Origin of the sequence: Acinetobacter sp. AOR43_HL (assembly GCF_027854635.1) — a bacterium.
GTDB lineage: Bacteria > Pseudomonadota > Gammaproteobacteria > Pseudomonadales > Moraxellaceae > Acinetobacter > Acinetobacter pittii.
In genome coordinates this window covers 21,687-38,362 of the sequence record NZ_JAKTHX010000005.1, presented here as the reverse complement: position 1 = coordinate 38,362, position 16,676 = coordinate 21,687, and the positions used below count along the sequence as shown (strand labels likewise).

Here is a 16,676-nt window from a genome sequence, read left to right as displayed (position 1 = left end):
TGAGTAATACTGTGAGTAAATATTATTTAAATTAAAAATTCAACCATATATTACAAACACTTAAATTAAAATTGAGCAGTTTACATCATTCCGCCCATACCACCCATACCGCCCATATCTGGAACAGCTGGTTTATCTTCAGGAATGTCAGTAATCATACATTCTGTAGTTAACATTAAGCCAGCAACAGAAGCTGCATGCTCAAGAGCAGAACGAGTTACTTTAGCTGGGTCAAGAATACCCATTTCTAACATATCGCCATATTCACCAGTTGCAGCGTTGTAACCAAAGTTACCTTCACCACCTTTAACAGCATTGATCACTACAGATGGCTCATCACCAGCATTTGCAACGATTTGACGAAGTGGAGCTTCGATCGCACGACGTAAAATGTTGATACCTGCTGTTTGATCTTCATTAGCGCCTTTTAAGCCATCTAATGCATTAACCGCACGTACTAGAGCAACACCACCACCAGCAACAACACCTTCTTCAACTGCTGCACGAGTTGCATGAAGCGCGTCGTCTACACGGTCTTTCTTCTCTTTCATTTCAACTTCAGTCGCTGCACCGATTTTAATTACAGCAACACCGCCTGCTAATTTAGCAACACGTTCTTGTAATTTCTCACGGTCATATTCTGAAGTAGATTCTTCAATTTGAGCACGGATTTGTTGAACACGCTCAGCAATACCAGCAGCATCACCAGCACCATCAACGATAACCGTGTTTTCTTTAGAAACAGTGATTTTGTGCGCAGTACCTAAATCTTGAAGAGTTGCTTGCTCTAAAGACATACCAACTTCTTCAGAAATAACAGTTGCGCCAGTCAAGATTGCGATATCTTGAAGCATTGCTTTACGACGGTCACCGAAACCAGGAGCTTTAACAGCACATACTTTGATAATACCGCGCATATTGTTTACAACAAGTGTAGCAAGCGCTTCACCTTCAACATCTTCAGCGATGATAAGAAGAGGTTTACCAGTTTTTGCAACTGCTTCTAAAACAGAAATCAATTCACGGATGTTGCTGATTTTCTTGTCAACAAGAAGAATGAACGGATTTTCAAGTTCAGCAGTTAAAGTATCTTGTTTGTTTGCGAAGTACGGAGAGATATAACCACGGTCAAACTGCATACCTTCTACAACGTCTAAAGCGTCTTCGAAGCCAGAACCTTCTTCTACAGTGATTACGCCTTCTTTACCTACTTTTTCCATCGCTTGAGCGATAAGTTTACCAACAGTAGTGTCAGAGTTAGCAGAGATAGAACCAACTTGTTCGATCGCTTTGAAATCGTCAGCAGGTTTTGCATTTGAACGGATATTTTCAACTACAGTTTTTACTGCGATATCAATACCACGTTTTAAATCCATTGGGTTCATGCCTGCAGTTACAGATTTGATCCCTTCATTTAAAATTGCTTGAGCAAGTACAGTTGCTGTTGTAGTACCGTCACCAGCGATGTCGTTAGTTTTGCTAGAAACTTCACGAACAAGTTGAGCACCCATGTTTTCAAACTTGTCTTTTAATGAAATTTCTTTAGCAACAGTTACGCCGTCTTTAGTGATGTGCGGAGCACCGAAAGAACGGTCAATCACTACGTTACGACCTTTAGGGCCTAAAGTCACTTTAACAGCATCTGCAAGTACGTTTACGCCTGCAATCATTTTTGAACGAGCTGAATCACCAAATTTTACGTCTTTAGCTGACATATTAAACTCCGAATCTTTTTAAATACTGAATCTGATAATGAATTGAGTTATGGATTGATTAGCCTTCTAACACAGCTAAAATGTCTGACTCTTTCATGATTAAGAGTTCTTCACCACTTACTTTCACTGTTGTACCTGCATAAGTACCAAACAATACTTTGTCACCAACTTTAACATCCAAAGCACGTACGCCATTCTCAGTGATTTGACCATTACCTACTGCAATTACTTCACCTTGAGATGGTTTTTCAGCAGCAGAACCTGGAAGTAAAATACCGCCAGCAGTTTTGGTTTCTTCTTCTACGCGACGAATTACAACGCGATCATGTAATGGACGAATGTTGCTCATAATTAACTCCATCAGACTAAGTCTTTTTGATTAATCGTTATTGCTTTAATCCAGAGCAATAACAAAATATTTAGATGTCACTTTTGTGGGGATGAAAAAAAAGGCTTCAAGGGGAAATAAGAAAAATTTTTCTATCTTTTGAATATTTTTTAAACAATCAAATATTTAAACTCATCTAAACCAAATCAATCAGAAGTGAATTTAGCCAACTGCGCATTAAACCAATAATGATTAATTTTTCCTTCATTTGAAATGACATTAAAACTATTTGGAACATGATAATGCAAACGGCTAGAAGTTGCTGTTCCCGCATGAATATCATAAATAGGATGATCTATCTTTAATTGATAAATTTGCGTTAAATCATATACAGCAGTTTTATGTAAATGCCCGTGTAACATTCCAAATAGTCCCGTTGTACTCCATTTTTCGAGTGCCATTTTTCCTAATACAGGACAATCTTTAATACCATGCTCATCATCAGGTGGAGTATAAAAAGGTTGATGGAAAACAACTAATTTGATTTTATTCGGTGGCCCTTGCTGTAATCGCTCATATGTAGTTTGAATTTGCTCAATCGAAATATGTCCACGAGTATGATAACGACGGCGAATACTATTCACACCAACAATATAAAAATGTTCAGTTTCTAAAGTGGGTTCAAGCTGGCCAAAAAAATATTGGTAGCGAGTAAATGGTGAGAAAAAACGGTTCCAGATATGGTACAACGGAATATCGTGATTACCAGGCACAACAAGATAAGGAATATTAAGGCTATCTAAAAACTGACGGCATTTATAAAACTGTTGATATCGGGCACGTTGAGTAATATCACCACTCACCACAATGACTTCAGGTTTATGTTGAGTGCAAAAAAGTCGGATTGCATCTAAACATGCCTCAACTTCTGTTCCAAAATGCAGATCAGACAGATGTAACAACATTTGGCACCATAATATTTAAAGCATTCTTTTCTACAGAGAAATTTAAAGGTGCTTTCATCTCTAATATTTCACCATCTAAAGCTACTGTAAGTTTTGACCTTTTTGCACAATCTACGACCACATGATCTGCACAAAAACTATAAACATCTTGTGTCTCTTCTACTTTACCTTGAATCCACTGCCACAACATGTTTAATAAACTAAGCCTATCACTTTTCGTAATGACCACTCCAGCGACTCGACCTTGTGCTGCACATTCGGCAATTCTTAATTTCATATCACACAACTGCAACTGGTTATTACCAAAGAAAATTAGAGGGGTTTTGACTGGATATTTCTTCCCATCAACTGTGACGGAAAGTTTCATGGATTTATTTTCTCTTAATAAAACATCCAGCGCTGAGGTATAGGCATGCAAAGGTAAGCGTCCTAAATATTTATTATAAAGCTCACGTTTCTTTATAAATAATGGATAAAGTCCTAGACTCGCATTATTTAAATAAACATGGTCATTAATTGTCGCAATATGTACAGAGCGTGGGGTACCTGTAGCGATGACTTCAGCAGCTTCTAACAAATCTAAGGGAATATCTAAAACTTTAGCGACATAATTAAAAGTTCCCAAAGGTAAAATTCCCATAGGGATATGAGTATGTCTAAGTTTTGATGCTACCGCATTTAATGTTCCATCCCCACCCGCTGCAACAACAACACCTAAATTTGCATTTTGGCTATGCCGATGAATCACTTGACTCATCAAATCATCAAAAGAAACATCTTCCGCTAATTCAAAAACTTGTATTTCAAAACCAAATTCGGTGAACACAGTCATTAACTGTTCATACATATCTTCATGTTTTGACGCATGAAAACCCGACTTTTGGTTATAAATGATAGAGAGAGGTTTTAAAGTCCGCATTTTTATTATCTTAGAGGGATTCATCCTGAATATTGTATATAAAAACGCCTAATAAAAGTCTCTTTATGTAAATTTTGAATGAAGATCATTTGTTTAATCAATAATAATTCTCAAGAAAAAAATAAGAATCAAGATATTGATTTTTAAGGAAATAAATAATATAAATAACATACATACAACATAAAAATATTGAGAATAAGATATTGTAAAAAACTACAAGTTAATGATTTAAATAAGAAAAATATAAAAAAGTAAAATATCTATTTCTTAGTCTTTAGTCTTATTTTTTTTATGATTTTGTGCTTTAATACAGCCACTTTTTTATTTGATCTTTCATTGTACCTCTCAATGAATGACTTGTACGTTGTACATATTTTGAATAGGCCTCACCATGACCACAGTGAACGCACCAGAATTCGTTCGTCATCCTAAGCTTATCGCATGGGTTGAAGAAATTGCAAACTTAACCAAACCAGCAAAAATCGAATGGTGTGACGGAAGCGAAGAAGAGTATCAACGTCTAATCGACTTGATGATTGCTAACGGCACCATGCAGAAATTAAACCAAGAAAAACATCCTGGTTCTTATCTTGCAAATTCTGACCCATCTGACGTTGCACGTGTTGAAGACCGTACTTACATCTGCTCTCAAAATAAAGAAGATGCTGGTGCGACAAACAACTGGGAAAACCCAGCTGTTATGCGTGAAAAATTAAATGGTTTATTTGAAGGCTCAATGGAAGGCCGTACAATGTACGTTGTTCCTTTCTCAATGGGTCCTTTAGGTAGCCACATTGCTCATATCGGTATTGAGTTAACTGACTCTCCTTACGTTGCTGTTAGCATGCGTAAAATGGCACGTATGGGTAAAGCAGTTTATGACGTATTAGGTACAGACGGCGAGTTTGTTCCTTGTGTACATACAGTAGGTGCTCCACTTGCTGAAGGTCAACAAGATGTTGCTTGGCCATGTAACCCTGAAAAATATATCGTTCATTACCCAGAAACTCGTGAAATCTGGTCTTTCGGTTCTGGTTACGGCGGTAACGCATTACTTGGCAAAAAATGTTTAGCTCTTCGTATCGCTTCTGTCATGGGACGCGAACAAGGTTGGTTAGCTGAACACATGCTTATTCTTGGTGTGACTAACCCTCAAGGTGAAAAACACTACATCGCTGCAGCATTCCCGTCTGCATGTGGTAAAACAAACTTTGCAATGTTAATTCCACCAGCAGGTTATGAAGGTTGGAAAATCGAAACTGTAGGTGACGATATTGCTTGGATCAAACCAGGTGAAGATGGTCGTTTATATGCGATTAACCCTGAAGCTGGTTTCTTCGGTGTAGCTCCTGGTACAAACACCAAGACTAACCCGAACTGTATGGCAACTCTTCATAAAGATGTTATCTATACAAACGTAGCGGTAACTGAAGATGGTCAAGTATGGTGGGAAGGTCTTTCTAAAGAAGTTCCAACAAACTTAACTAACTGGAAAGGTCAACCTCACGTAAATGGTGAAAAAGCAGCGCATCCAAATGCTCGCTTCACTGTTGCAGCTGGTCAATGCCCTTCTATCGATGCTGACTGGGAAAATCCAGCAGGCGTTCCAATTTCTGCATTTATCTTCGGCGGTCGCCGCGCAGATACAGTTCCTTTAGTTTCTGAAGCTTTCGACTGGGTTGACGGTGTATATAAAGCGGCAACTATGGGTTCTGAAACTACTGCTGCTGCTGTTGGTCAACAAGGTATCGTTCGTCGTGACCCATTCGCGATGCTTCCATTTGCTGGCTATAACATGGCTGACTACTTTGATCACTGGTTAAGCCTTGGTCAACAAGTAAGCACAAAAGCTGAAGCAGCTGGTAATAAATTACCAAAAATCTTCAATGTAAACTGGTTCCGTCGTGATGCTGAAGGCAACTTCGTATGGCCTGGTTTCGGTCAAAACATGCGTGTTCTTGAGTGGATCATTGATCGTTGTGAAGGTCGTGCAAACGCTGTTGAAACACCAATTGGTCTTGTTCCAACATATGACGACTTGAACTGGGAAGGTACTGAATTCTCTAAAGAAGAATTTGACCTAATCACAGCTCAAGATAAAGATCAGTGGATTACTGAAATTGAAAGCCACACTGATTTATTTAATAAACTCGGTGATCGCTTACCGAAAGCATTAAAAGAACGTCAAGCGGCTTTACTTGAAGCTGTAAAAACTGGCTTCTAATTGCTATATATAAAAAAGGTCGCTATATGCGACCTTTTTTATTATGCAGCATCATCTTTTTGTCGACGCTCAGATAAATAAGCTTCTAATACTTTTACTTGTTTTTCATCAAATGCCAGACCTAGTTTTGTTCTACGCCACAATATATCCTCAGCAGTAGTTGCCCATTCATATTCACATAAGTATTTGACTTCGCATTCAAATAAATCATGTCCAAAATTCTGGCCTAATTGCTCTATTGCATTTCTCTCTTGGAGCATATTCCAGACTCTTGTGCCGTATGCATGCGCCCAACGGTTAGCAAGTGATTCAGACACTCCACTTACACGTGAATAAATCTGATGCGTTAAATCATCTAATGTTGTCCAGTTTTCAGCGCCAGGTAATGGCTCATCTGCAGTCCACTCCTCTGCCATATTACTAAAAAACGGGGATAGATCTTCTAAAGCAGCCTCTGCCAGTTTCCGATAAGTCGTGATCTTGCCGCCAAATATAGATAACAAAGGTGCTTTTTTATGTTCAGCCTGTAATGCCAAGGTATAGTCACGTGTAATCGCTGAAGGATTATCAGATTCATCATCACATAAAGCACGTACACCCGAGTACTGGCTTACAATATCAGCTCGAGTTAACTGCTTTTTAAAATGTGAATTGGTCACTGTTAAGAGGTAATCAATTTCTACCTCTGTGATCTCTACCTTTTGTGGATCACCTGTATATTCCTGATCGGTCGTACCAATCAGTGTATATTTTTCTAAATACGGAATTGCAAACACGATGCGTCGATCTTCGTTTTGCATAATGAAGGCTTTATGGCAGTCATATAATTTTGGTACAACAATATGACTTCCTTGGATCAGCCGAATTCGATAGGGTGATTTTAGCTTCAGATTTTCACTAATAATTTCTTCAACCCAAGGGCCTGCCGCATTCACTAAAGCTCGTGCACGTACCTGATAAAACTCTGCTCCGCTTTGTAACTCCAGATGCCACAACTCTTGTTCCCGATAAGCTTTAATACAACGCGTACGCGTTACGACTTTGGCACCTTTCTCTTTGGCCTGTAATGCATTTAAAACCACAAGACGTGCATCATCTACAGTACAGTCAGAATATTCAAAACCACGTGTGATAGCCGGTTTTAAAGGACTATCTTCTTTGAAGTAAATCAGATTTGATCCTAATAATTTTTCTCGTTTTCCCAAATGATCATAAAAAAACAAGCCCGCCCGAATTAACCACGCAGGACGTAAATGTGGTCGATGAGGCATAATAAAGCGCATGGGTTTAATAATATGTGGAGCTTTAGCCAACAACACTTCACGCTCTGCTAAGGCTTCTCTAACCAGTCGAAATTCTTTATGTTCTAAATAGCGCAGACCACCATGAATTAATTTGCTGCTAGCAGATGAGGTGTGACTAGCTAAATCATCTTTTTCACATAAAAATACCGATAATCTACGACCTGCAGCATCATTAGCAATACCAACACCATTAATACCGCCACCGATCACGGCAATGTCATATATTTTTGAATAATCATTAGGCTGTATTTTCATTTCTCATTTTCTTTTTATTGTTGATCTTATAAAAATTAAAACATCAAATTGATGAAACAACAATCAAAAAAGTAGAATAATCAATTTTAAATAACTAAGTGTTTAACCGTTAATTGATTACCCTACTAGTGAATTCAACCAGTTAAAGAACGAACTAATCCTCAGCCCAACTTTGACTACGTTTAACTGCCTTGAGCCAACCCTTATAAATCATCTCAGATTGCTCAGAAGACATTTTTGGCTCAAATACCTTTTCTATGGCAGATTTATTTCTTAACTCATGTAGATCTTGCCAGAAACCCGTCGCCAGCCCAGCAAGGAAAGCTGCACCCAAAGCAGTAGTTTCTTTCATTATTGGACGTTCTACTGGTGTCGCTAAAATATCAGCCTGAAATTGCATTAAGAAATTATTTTCCGTTACTCCCCCATCAACACGGAGTGTACGGAGCTCTTCTTCTGCATCTTGCTGCATTGCATCTAAAACATCTCGGGTTTGAAAAGCAATAGACTCTAAAGTTGCACGAATGATATGTTCAATACTAGCCCCACGAGTAAGTCCAAAAATAGCTCCACGCGCTGTTGGGTCCCAATATGGTGCGCCTAACCCTGTAAAAGCAGGTACAACATATACACCGTTACTGTCTTTCACACGTGTTGCATAAAGCTCAGAGTCTTTAGCATTCTTAATGACTTTTAATTCATCGCGTAACCACTGCACGCAAGAACCACCATTAAACACGGCGCCCTCTAGGGCATAGTTCACCTCACCACTCGCACCACATGCAATAGTAGTTAGTAATCCATGTTCTGACCGGACAATCTTCTTACCTGTGTTCATTAATAGAAAACAGCCTGTGCCGTAGGTATTTTTTGCCTGACCAGATTCAACACACATTTGACCAAACAGTGCGGCTTGTTGATCACCTGCGATTCCTCCAATGGGGATACCAACTTCTTGCCCACTTATGGTATGTGTATATCCATAAACCTCAGATGAGCTACGTACTTCGGGTAACATTGCTCGAGGAATCTCTAAAACTTGTAAAAGTTTTTCATCCCATTCTAGCTTTTCGATATCAAACAGCATGGTTCGTGATGCGTTGGTAAAATCAGTCACATGAACAGCACCATTGGTTAGTTTCCAGATTAACCAAGTGTCCACCGTACCGAACAACAATTCTCCTCGCTCAGCACGCTCACGACTTCCTTCAACATGGTCTAATATCCATTTAATTTTTGTAGCCGAAAAATACGGATCAATCACTAACCCCGTTATTTTACGTATGTATTCTTGCCATCCTGCCTTATGTAATTGATTGCATATCTCAGTCGTTTGTCGACTTTGCCAAACAATCGCATTGTAAATCGGCTTGCCCGTTTTTTTATCCCAAACAACCGTGGTTTCCCGCTGATTGGTAATCCCAATTGCTGCAACTTGTTCACTCTTAATGCCTGCTTGAGCTAAAGCTTCTACCCAAACAGCACTTTGCGTAGCCCAAATTTCCATAGGGTCATGCTCAACCCAGCCAGGCTGAGGATAAATCTGAGTAAATTCTTTTTGAGCAATACTGACAACATTAGCATCATGGTCTAAAACAATTGCTCTTGAGCTTGTTGTTCCCTGATCAAAAGCAACAATATATTTTTTCGGGCAATTTGACATCTGAATGTCCCTTTCATTATTCACACACATCTAGTCCACAATGCCAAGACATCATGCCTAACTATATTTACTTAAAATTTTCTTTGGAATATATCATTATTTTTAAGGGGTATAGGTTTTCTTCGCCCAAACTCTACTCATTCTTTATCAATTTTTACTACTTGGAAAAAATAATATACCAAAGATCCCAACAATATTATAAAGGTGAGCTGATCGGCTAATTTGAAATCACATAAATATTCAACTTATTCTTTTGCTTAAATAACAAACATTGTTTTACAGACATAAAAAAAATAAAGTGAAATACTCCTCTAGAAAATATGTAAAAACGGAATAAATCTTCTCTTTTTTAGCATTCAACCCAAGCGAAACATGGAGCGACTCATGGTTGATCAACCTTCTACCGCAACAACTCCACACTCTAATTTAGATACAAAAACTCGTCTAAAATCAATTTTGGGCGGTTCTGCCGGTAACCTTGTTGAATGGTACGACTGGTATGTATATGCAGCTTTCACGCTCTATTTTGCTCATGCTTTTTTCCCAAAAGGTAGCCAGACGGCTCAACTCCTTCAAGCGGCCGCAATTTTTGCTGTAGGCTTTTTAATGCGCCCGATCGGTGCATGGATTATGGGTATCTATTCAGACCGTAAAGGACGTAAAGCGGGTCTTACCCTTTCCGTCACTTTAATGTGTATAGGTTCTCTTCTTATTGCCGTGACACCAAGTTATGAAAGTATTGGTGTATTTGCCCCTCTTCTTTTAGTTGTCGCTCGTTTAATTCAAGGCTTAAGTGTAGGAGGAGAATATGGAGCTAGTGCTACCTATTTAAGTGAAATGGCTGAAAGAAATCGACGTGGTTTTTTCTCTAGCTTCCAATATGTAACATTGATTGCTGGTCAGCTCACAGCCCTATGTGTTCTATTAATATTACAAATGGTATTAACTGAAGAACAATTACATGATTGGGGATGGCGTATTCCATTCTTTATTGGAGCTTTACTTGCTATTGTAGTTTTCCGTATTCGACGTGGCCTCTTAGAAACTCAATCTTTTAAAAATGCTCAAAGTGAAACAGACCAGCCTAAATCAGGCATGTTTGCTTTATTTAAACATTATCCGAAAGAAGCGTTCACAGTATTGTTTTTAACAGCTGGCGGGACTTTAGCTTTCTATACTTACACGACTTATCTGCAAAAATATTTAGTGAATACTTCTGGATTTACTAAACCTGAAGCTACCCAAATTACAACTTTAGCGCTATTTATTTTTATGTGTCTACAGCCGGTAGCGGGTGCTCTATCGGATCGCATTGGTCGAAAACCCCTTATGATTTTCTTCGGAATAACAGGTGTTTTATTCACTTACGTTTTATTTGATGCACTCGCAAATACACATAACTACTGGACAGCTTTCTGGTTATGTTTTGGCGGTCTTGTAATGGTGACTGGTTATACTTCAATTAATGCCGTAGTTAAAGCTGAGCTTTTCCCTGCACACATTCGCGCTTTAGGTGTTGCATTACCTTACGCAATTGCTAATACGTTATTTGGCGGAACAGCAGAGTTCTTTGCTTTAAGTTTTAAAGAAGCTGGGCATGAATCTTGGTACTTTATTTATGTAAGTATTATGATCTTCATTTCTCTCATTATTTATATTTTTATGAAAGATACCAAGCATCATTCAAAAATCAAAGAACATTAATACTTTACTAATAAGGGCTAATATCGTTCGCCGATGTTAGCTCAAATCATGAGATTAAGCCCCAACAACCTTTGTATTTTATGAGATACTAGCTATAAGAAAATAAGGACGATACTGATGAATAGAAGTATTTTATGCTTGGCATTAAGTAGTATGTTTGTTTTAACTGCTTGTCAGACTACCCCTCGACAATATAATGGTTCAACTGGATACCAGATTGAAAACCAAACAAAAACTTCGGCGACTTTAGCTTACACTTTAGCGGGTCGTAATAACCAGCAACTCGATGAACGTAAATTACAACGCGCTTGTCAGAATGTGCTAGGTGCTCAGAAAGTTTATAAATTATCAATTTTGAGTATCAATGAAATTCCTAATCCAGCGAAAGATGAGCATTATGGAATTCAACTCGGCGAAACTCGTGCTTCTTTTGGCTTATCAAATACACCTAGCTTAAATAATGGTGAAGACTATGCGACTCGCCAAGCGCTTGAAGCACGTCCAAGCACACTAAAAGTTGTTCGTTATACTTGTTCATAAAATAAAAAAGACGCTGTTCTTTTACAGCGTCTTATAAAAACTTACATTTCTAAACTCTTTAGCTTCATCTAGATCTGGCCATGTAGAAGCACTTCTTTCTTCAATTTTTTCATATTTGGGATGACTAAAGTTTTTAACACGGCTATCAGCCACCCAGACTTCTGGCGCAAACTTTAAAAATTCATCTAAGAAAAAGCGGTTACATTGATCGTATAAAACATCAGCTGCCAATAAAACATCAACTTGCTCAGCCTTATATAAATCATCTAAATATTCTAGCTCAACATTATTAAGTAAAGCGTTTTCACGGCAAGCATTCAAACTAACTTGATCGATATCACAGCAGATGACTCGTTTCGCTCCTGCCATTTTTGCAGCAATTGCAACTACACCCGAACCGGCCCCAAAATCCAAAACAACTTTATCCTTAACATGGTGCGGCTCTGCAAGTAACCACTGCGCCATCGCCAAACCAGATGCCCAACAAAAAATCCAATACGGCGTATCATCCCAAATACGGCGAATAACTTCATCATCTAAGCGATTAGTTGGAAAAACTGGTGGAATCAACCATAAAGAAATAGGCGTTTCTGGTAATTGTTGTACCATCAACTCACAATTAGGAATAACTTCATTTAGTGCTTGAAGTAAATGTTCAGGGGCTTTAGACAGTTGAAAAGTGCAGCTCATCAGATTTCTTTTAATTCATTTTTATAACAAGCATAACAGAGTCATTCCATTATGATTTGAATTTTTAGAATAACCTTTGGTTGGACCTACTTTTCTTTCGGGAAAAGTAGGCAAAACCATTGTCATCCGCAAAACTCGGCAGATACTCTCTAGAATCGAAAGCATCGCAGAAACATTAAATTTTTAACGTATTTCTGCCTCAAACAATTGCGGATGACGGTTACGCGTATCAAATAACAGCCTAGCGTTAATTAAATTAACCTAAAGCTTTTTCAGCAGCTTCTACAGTTTGAAGAATCAAAGTTGTAATGGTCATTGGACCAACACCACCCGGTACTGGTGTATAAGCAGAAGCAATTTCTTCAATACCTTGTAATTGAATATCACCTACGCCACCGCCATCACGAGGATGGAAACCAGCATCTACAACCACTGCACCTTGTTTAATCCAATCTTTTTGGATAAGTTCAGCTTTACCTACAGCACCAACAATAATGTCAGCTTGTTTCACAAGCTCAGGTAAGTTTTGTGTGCGTGAATGGCAAATCGTTACTGTTGCATTCGCTTGCAAAAGCATCATTGCCATTGGTTTACCTAAAATTGCTGAACGGCCAACCACAACCGCATGTTTACCAGCAATTTCGATATTGTTTTCTTTTAAAATGGTCATAATGCCCGCAGGAGTTGCTGAACCATAGGCAGCTTCGCCCATAGCCATACGGCCAAAACCAAGACAAGTTACACCATCAACATCTTTAGCTAATGAGATAGCATCGAAACATGCACGCTCATCAATTTGCTCTGGAACTGGATGTTGTAAAAGAATGCCGTGTACATCTGGGTTAGCATTAAGTTTTTCAATTTCAGCTAATAATTGTTCTGTTGTCGTTTCTTGTGGCAATTCAATTTTTAAAGAGTCCATGCCTACTCGACGGCAAGCATTTCCTTTCATGCGTACATAAGTTGCAGATGCACCATCATCCCCAACTAAAATAGTCGCCAAAATTGGGGTACGACCTGTTTTAGCTTTTAAAGCTTCAACACGTACTGACAAATTTTCTTCAATTTGCTTTGCTAATGCGCGACCGTCTAAAACCAATGCCACAGCACATCTCCAAGGTAGACATGAATTTAATGTGCCAATAATACATGATTATTTGGACAAATTTATTCTAGATGTTGCTTTTATGTTCATCTTATCTCAAAACAGTATTGTTTTTTTTGTAAAGGTTGCTAATATGTGCATCACCAAATGTAGGCGGGGTGGCAGAGTGGTCATGCAGCGGACTGCAACTCCGTGGACGCCGGTTCGATTCCGACCTCCGCCTCCAAATTTGGTAAAGCCCGGGTGGTGAAATAGGTAGACACAGGGGATTTAAAATCCCCCGCCCACAAAGCGTGCCGGTTCGAGTCCGGCCCCGGGCACCATTTTCTAGTACAGAAATTGGTGTCATAAAGAATCCAGCGAAAGCTGGTTTTTTTATGTCTAAAAAAAGGATACTTATTAGCATCCCTTTCTCGCCCCATATATTTAAGCAGTTTTTTGCTTATCTTTTTCAGGTGTTAAATTCGCATCCAACACCAATTGATAACCTCGACTAGAATCTACTTTATATTCTGCATTTTTAATTGAATCTACAAAAATCCAATCCGACAGCACCTGCTTATCATCTAGTGTAACCATCAAATAACCCCGCTGATTTAAATTACAATATGCCAATTCATCGATAAGCGTCGTAAAGGCAAATTCAAATTGCTGCAACTGAGCTAGCGGAATACTTAAATATTTTTCAAGACCCGGTGAAGAAACCGAACTTGTCGCCAGTTCAACCCCGACATATTCACCCTTTTGGCTATATAAGTAAGATGTCCACGCATTATGGGTATCGCCTGCCAAAACAATAATTTTCTTATTAAACTCTGCCAATTTAGTGTAAAAGAACTCTCGCTCAGCATAGTAACCATCCCAAGCATCAAGGTTATATGGAACTAAAGTTGTGACTCGCGCTTTTTCTTGAACAGTTAAAGTTGGATCACCCTGCTCTAATCGTAATTTTAATGTGACTAATTCTGTAATTTGCGCATTCATTTTAGCTAACGTATCTGGCGATGTTCCGCCTGAAGTAATTTGCCCCAGCGATGCCAACAACTCAGCAGGAATCCACATTTTACTCATTAAGACTTGCTGTCCCACAACATTCCATGTTGCAGTTGAACTTTGTAAGACACCTACTATATTTTTCTCTTTACTACCTAATAACCACTCACGCTGAGTTTCACCCATTAAGGTCCGCATTGGATTAGTCAAATCTGCTTGGAATTTTGCAATATCCAAACCATTTGCTGTTATATACTTGCCATAATCCAACTGCTCATCACGGGCAATAATGCGAGTATCTAACATCATTAAATTGACAAGCCCCCCAAAATCAAACCGGCGATAAATCTTAGTATGCTGATCATCGATAGGACGGATAGGCATCCATTCAAAATAAGCTTGTAAAGCCGCTAGCTTTCTTTCTAAAAACTTACCTTCATTCTTTGCTTTTGGAGTTTCTTCCGTATGATTCTCAGCCCCTTCACGCCAAGTATTATTTGCTAACTCATGGTCATCCCAAATTACAATAAAAGGATGACGCTGATGAGCGGCCTGTAAGTCTTTATCTTGACGATACAGCGCATAACGCTTGCGATAACCATCTAACTCAATAATTTCTTTATTATTATCGGACGGTAAAGTACGGCCCAGCTTTGCAGCATCTTCTGTCGCATAGCCATCAGCCCCATATTCATAAATATAATCGCCCAAATGAATCACTACATCCACGTTCTGTTTTGCCATTTCACGATAAACGTAAAAATAACCCGCAGGATAATTAGAACAAGAACATACTGCAAAGCTAACCTTATTAGTAGTTACAGGTAAAGTTTTAGTTTGCCCTATTGGCGAGACTTTACTACCAAATCGAAAGCGATAATAATAAGTCGTACCTGCTTGTAGACCTGTTGCATCCACCTTCACGGTAAAATCGTCAGTTTTAGTCGTTTGAACCGTACCAGCCTTTAAATTCTGCTTGAACTGATCATCGGTAGCAATTTCCCAAGTCACCTTAAGAGGTGCACTAAGGTCTACTGGTGTTAAACGCGTCCATAAAATTACTTTATCCTGCAATGGGTCACCACTTGCTACACCATGAAGGAAATCTGCTTGTGCTTCTGGACTTTCATCATCGGAACCATCGTTACACCCCGTAAAAGCTACAGGCAAAGATAGCGCCCCAAAACCAAATAAACTTTTTTGAATTAATTCTCGGCGTGAAATTTTCTCTGACATAAAATTACCTAAGTTTTAAGCAATGAGTGTCTTAAATTTAGGTAGATAAGATGAACAACTGATCTCAGTTTAATGAACAAATCATGACATAAACTGGTCAATTTATATAAATACCAACAAGAACTGATTGAAAATAAAGCAAACACTCTGATTTTCTCTTGCCAATCGCGCACTTGTCCTCTATTATTGCGCACATGCCCGGGTGGTGAAATAGGTAGACACAGGGGATTTAAAATCCCCCGCCCACAAAGCGTGCCGGTTCGAGTCCGGCCCCGGGCACCATTTTCAAATATTGAATTTGGTGCTACAAAGAATCCAGCGTATGTTGGTTTTTTTATGCCTAATCAAAATGAATTTTATGATAAGAATATTATTACTCGTTTACACTACCCTTTTTATAACAAAGGTTTACGCCATAGATCTTTTCTCTGGTACCCTTTCTCTCAAAGACAACCATTGGTATTTTTCACGTTGCTCTATTACCAAAGATGATTATTTAGTTAAAGCACCCGAACAGATAATAGATAAATTTAAAACGCTGGAACAAAAACGAGAAACTTATTGGGTCAGTTTGTTAGCGGACGCAGATTATCAAGAGAATGGTGTTTTAATTTTAAAAATTAAAGAAATAGACGAAATACATTTAAAGGCATCTTGCCACTTATTAGATGCATTTGAAGATATTGAAAATCGAGAGTAATCACCACTCTCGATTCATCACCAGCTCTTCCATTTCTAGATCTAAATATCCAGCTTCCTGTGCTACCATCATCATTGCTTCAGCAATATAGTCAGCAGCACTATCATCTAAAGAAGAATCTAGATCTTCGAACTGAGGTTTCATCTCATTAATTTCAATCACAGTCTGATGAGCATATCGATAGATATCCTGCTCAGCTAAGGCAGGCTTCTGAACTTTTTTAGCAAATTGTTCAATGAGCTGCTTGAGTTCAGCGACCAAAATATCTGGATAATATTCATCATCAAACATCGGGAGAAGTAAGTCTTCGAACATACAAAAGTTTACACAACAGC

General features: G+C 38.6%; 14 protein-coding genes and 3 tRNA genes. 7 read left to right on the top strand and 10 right to left on the bottom strand.

All coding sequences use genetic code 11. The features are described 5' to 3' along the window. Window positions 1-80: 80 nt before the first annotated feature. From groL to MKL33_RS02130, 4 genes are all read right to left on the bottom strand, one after another. Window positions 81-1,715, bottom strand: a complete 1,635-nt coding sequence (gene groL, locus MKL33_RS02145) for a chaperonin GroEL (RefSeq protein WP_002120607.1) — start codon at window positions 1,713-1,715, stop codon at window positions 81-83. A gap of 58 nt (window positions 1,716-1,773) precedes the next feature. Further along, complete coding sequence (locus MKL33_RS02140) at window positions 1,774-2,064, bottom strand: co-chaperone GroES (protein ID WP_002120604.1); 291 nt, start codon at window positions 2,062-2,064, stop codon at window positions 1,774-1,776. Window positions 2,065-2,249: 185 nt separating this feature from the next. Then, on the bottom strand, window positions 2,250-3,008 hold the full coding sequence (locus MKL33_RS02135) for a metallophosphoesterase family protein (RefSeq protein ID WP_270906374.1): 759 nt from the start codon (window positions 3,006-3,008) through the stop codon (window positions 2,250-2,252). Next, a complete protein-coding gene (locus MKL33_RS02130) occupies window positions 2,989-3,927 on the bottom strand; it encodes a diacylglycerol/lipid kinase family protein (protein ID WP_002115559.1) in 939 nt (312 codons plus the stop codon). Before MKL33_RS02130 ends, MKL33_RS02135 begins: the two co-directional genes overlap by 20 nt. Before the next feature lie 391 nt (window positions 3,928-4,318). On the opposite strand from MKL33_RS02130, the gene MKL33_RS02125 reads away from it, so the two are divergent. Then, window positions 4,319-6,151: a phosphoenolpyruvate carboxykinase (GTP) gene (locus tag MKL33_RS02125; protein WP_002115528.1), complete on the top strand. Its 1,833-nt coding sequence runs from the start codon at window positions 4,319-4,321 to the stop codon at window positions 6,149-6,151. 41 nt (window positions 6,152-6,192) lie between these two features. Here MKL33_RS02125 and glpD read toward each other — a convergent pair whose 3' ends face one another. After that, entirely contained in the window at window positions 6,193-7,710 is a 1,518-nt protein-coding gene (gene glpD / locus MKL33_RS02120) for a glycerol-3-phosphate dehydrogenase (RefSeq protein ID WP_014207451.1), read from the bottom strand. A 154-nt stretch (window positions 7,711-7,864) separates the two neighbouring features. Next, window positions 7,865-9,373, bottom strand: coding sequence for a glycerol kinase GlpK (gene glpK, locus MKL33_RS02115; protein WP_069037064.1), 1,509 nt, complete (start codon window positions 9,371-9,373; stop codon window positions 7,865-7,867). Window positions 9,374-9,745: 372 nt separating this feature from the next. Here glpK and MKL33_RS02110 point away from each other — a divergent pair, with 372 nt between their 5' ends. Both MKL33_RS02110 and MKL33_RS02105 read left to right on the top strand, forming a co-directional pair. Next, window positions 9,746-11,077 (top strand): MFS transporter, encoded by a 1,332-nt coding sequence (locus MKL33_RS02110; protein ID WP_086399714.1) that lies wholly within the window; start codon window positions 9,746-9,748, stop codon window positions 11,075-11,077. A 117-nt stretch (window positions 11,078-11,194) separates the two neighbouring features. After that, complete coding sequence (locus MKL33_RS02105; RefSeq protein ID WP_002115580.1) at window positions 11,195-11,617, top strand: hypothetical protein; 423 nt, start codon at window positions 11,195-11,197, stop codon at window positions 11,615-11,617. Window positions 11,618-11,638: 21 nt separating this feature from the next. Here the strand turns inward: MKL33_RS02105 and MKL33_RS02100 are convergent, their stop codons facing one another. Together MKL33_RS02100 and folD are read right to left on the bottom strand one after the other, a co-directional pair. Further along, entirely contained in the window at window positions 11,639-12,307 is a 669-nt protein-coding gene (locus MKL33_RS02100; RefSeq protein ID WP_270906373.1) for a class I SAM-dependent methyltransferase, read from the bottom strand. Between the two features lie 256 nt (window positions 12,308-12,563). After that, window positions 12,564-13,412 carry a bifunctional methylenetetrahydrofolate dehydrogenase/methenyltetrahydrofolate cyclohydrolase FolD gene (gene folD / locus MKL33_RS02095; RefSeq protein ID WP_086399712.1) on the bottom strand — a complete coding sequence of 283 codons (849 nt, stop codon included), beginning with the start codon at window positions 13,410-13,412 and terminating at the stop codon, window positions 12,564-12,566. 152 nt (window positions 13,413-13,564) lie between these two features. On the opposite strand from folD, the gene MKL33_RS02090 reads away from it, so the two are divergent. Further along, a tRNA-Cys gene (locus tag MKL33_RS02090) sits at window positions 13,565-13,638 on the top strand. An 11-nt stretch (window positions 13,639-13,649) separates the two neighbouring features. After that, window positions 13,650-13,735, top strand: a tRNA-Leu gene (locus MKL33_RS02085). Window positions 13,736-13,838: 103 nt separating this feature from the next. Here the strand turns inward: MKL33_RS02085 and MKL33_RS02080 are convergent. Further along, window positions 13,839-15,641 (bottom strand): alkaline phosphatase D family protein, encoded by a 1,803-nt coding sequence (locus MKL33_RS02080; RefSeq protein WP_086399711.1) that lies wholly within the window; start codon window positions 15,639-15,641, stop codon window positions 13,839-13,841. A gap of 196 nt (window positions 15,642-15,837) precedes the next feature. Between MKL33_RS02080 and MKL33_RS02075 the strand changes: the two genes are divergently transcribed. Together MKL33_RS02075 and MKL33_RS02070 are read left to right on the top strand one after the other, a co-directional pair. Then, window positions 15,838-15,923: transfer RNA gene (locus MKL33_RS02075), tRNA-Leu, on the top strand. 40 nt (window positions 15,924-15,963) lie between these two features. Further along, window positions 15,964-16,341 carry a hypothetical protein gene (locus MKL33_RS02070; RefSeq protein WP_016802917.1) on the top strand — a complete coding sequence of 126 codons (378 nt, stop codon included), beginning with the start codon at window positions 15,964-15,966 and terminating at the stop codon, window positions 16,339-16,341. On the opposite strand, the gene MKL33_RS02065 is transcribed toward MKL33_RS02070, so the two are convergent. Next, entirely contained in the window at window positions 16,342-16,656 is a 315-nt protein-coding gene (locus MKL33_RS02065) for a DUF5713 family protein (RefSeq protein WP_005067609.1), read from the bottom strand. It lies immediately after the preceding gene. Window positions 16,657-16,676 lie beyond the last annotated feature (20 nt).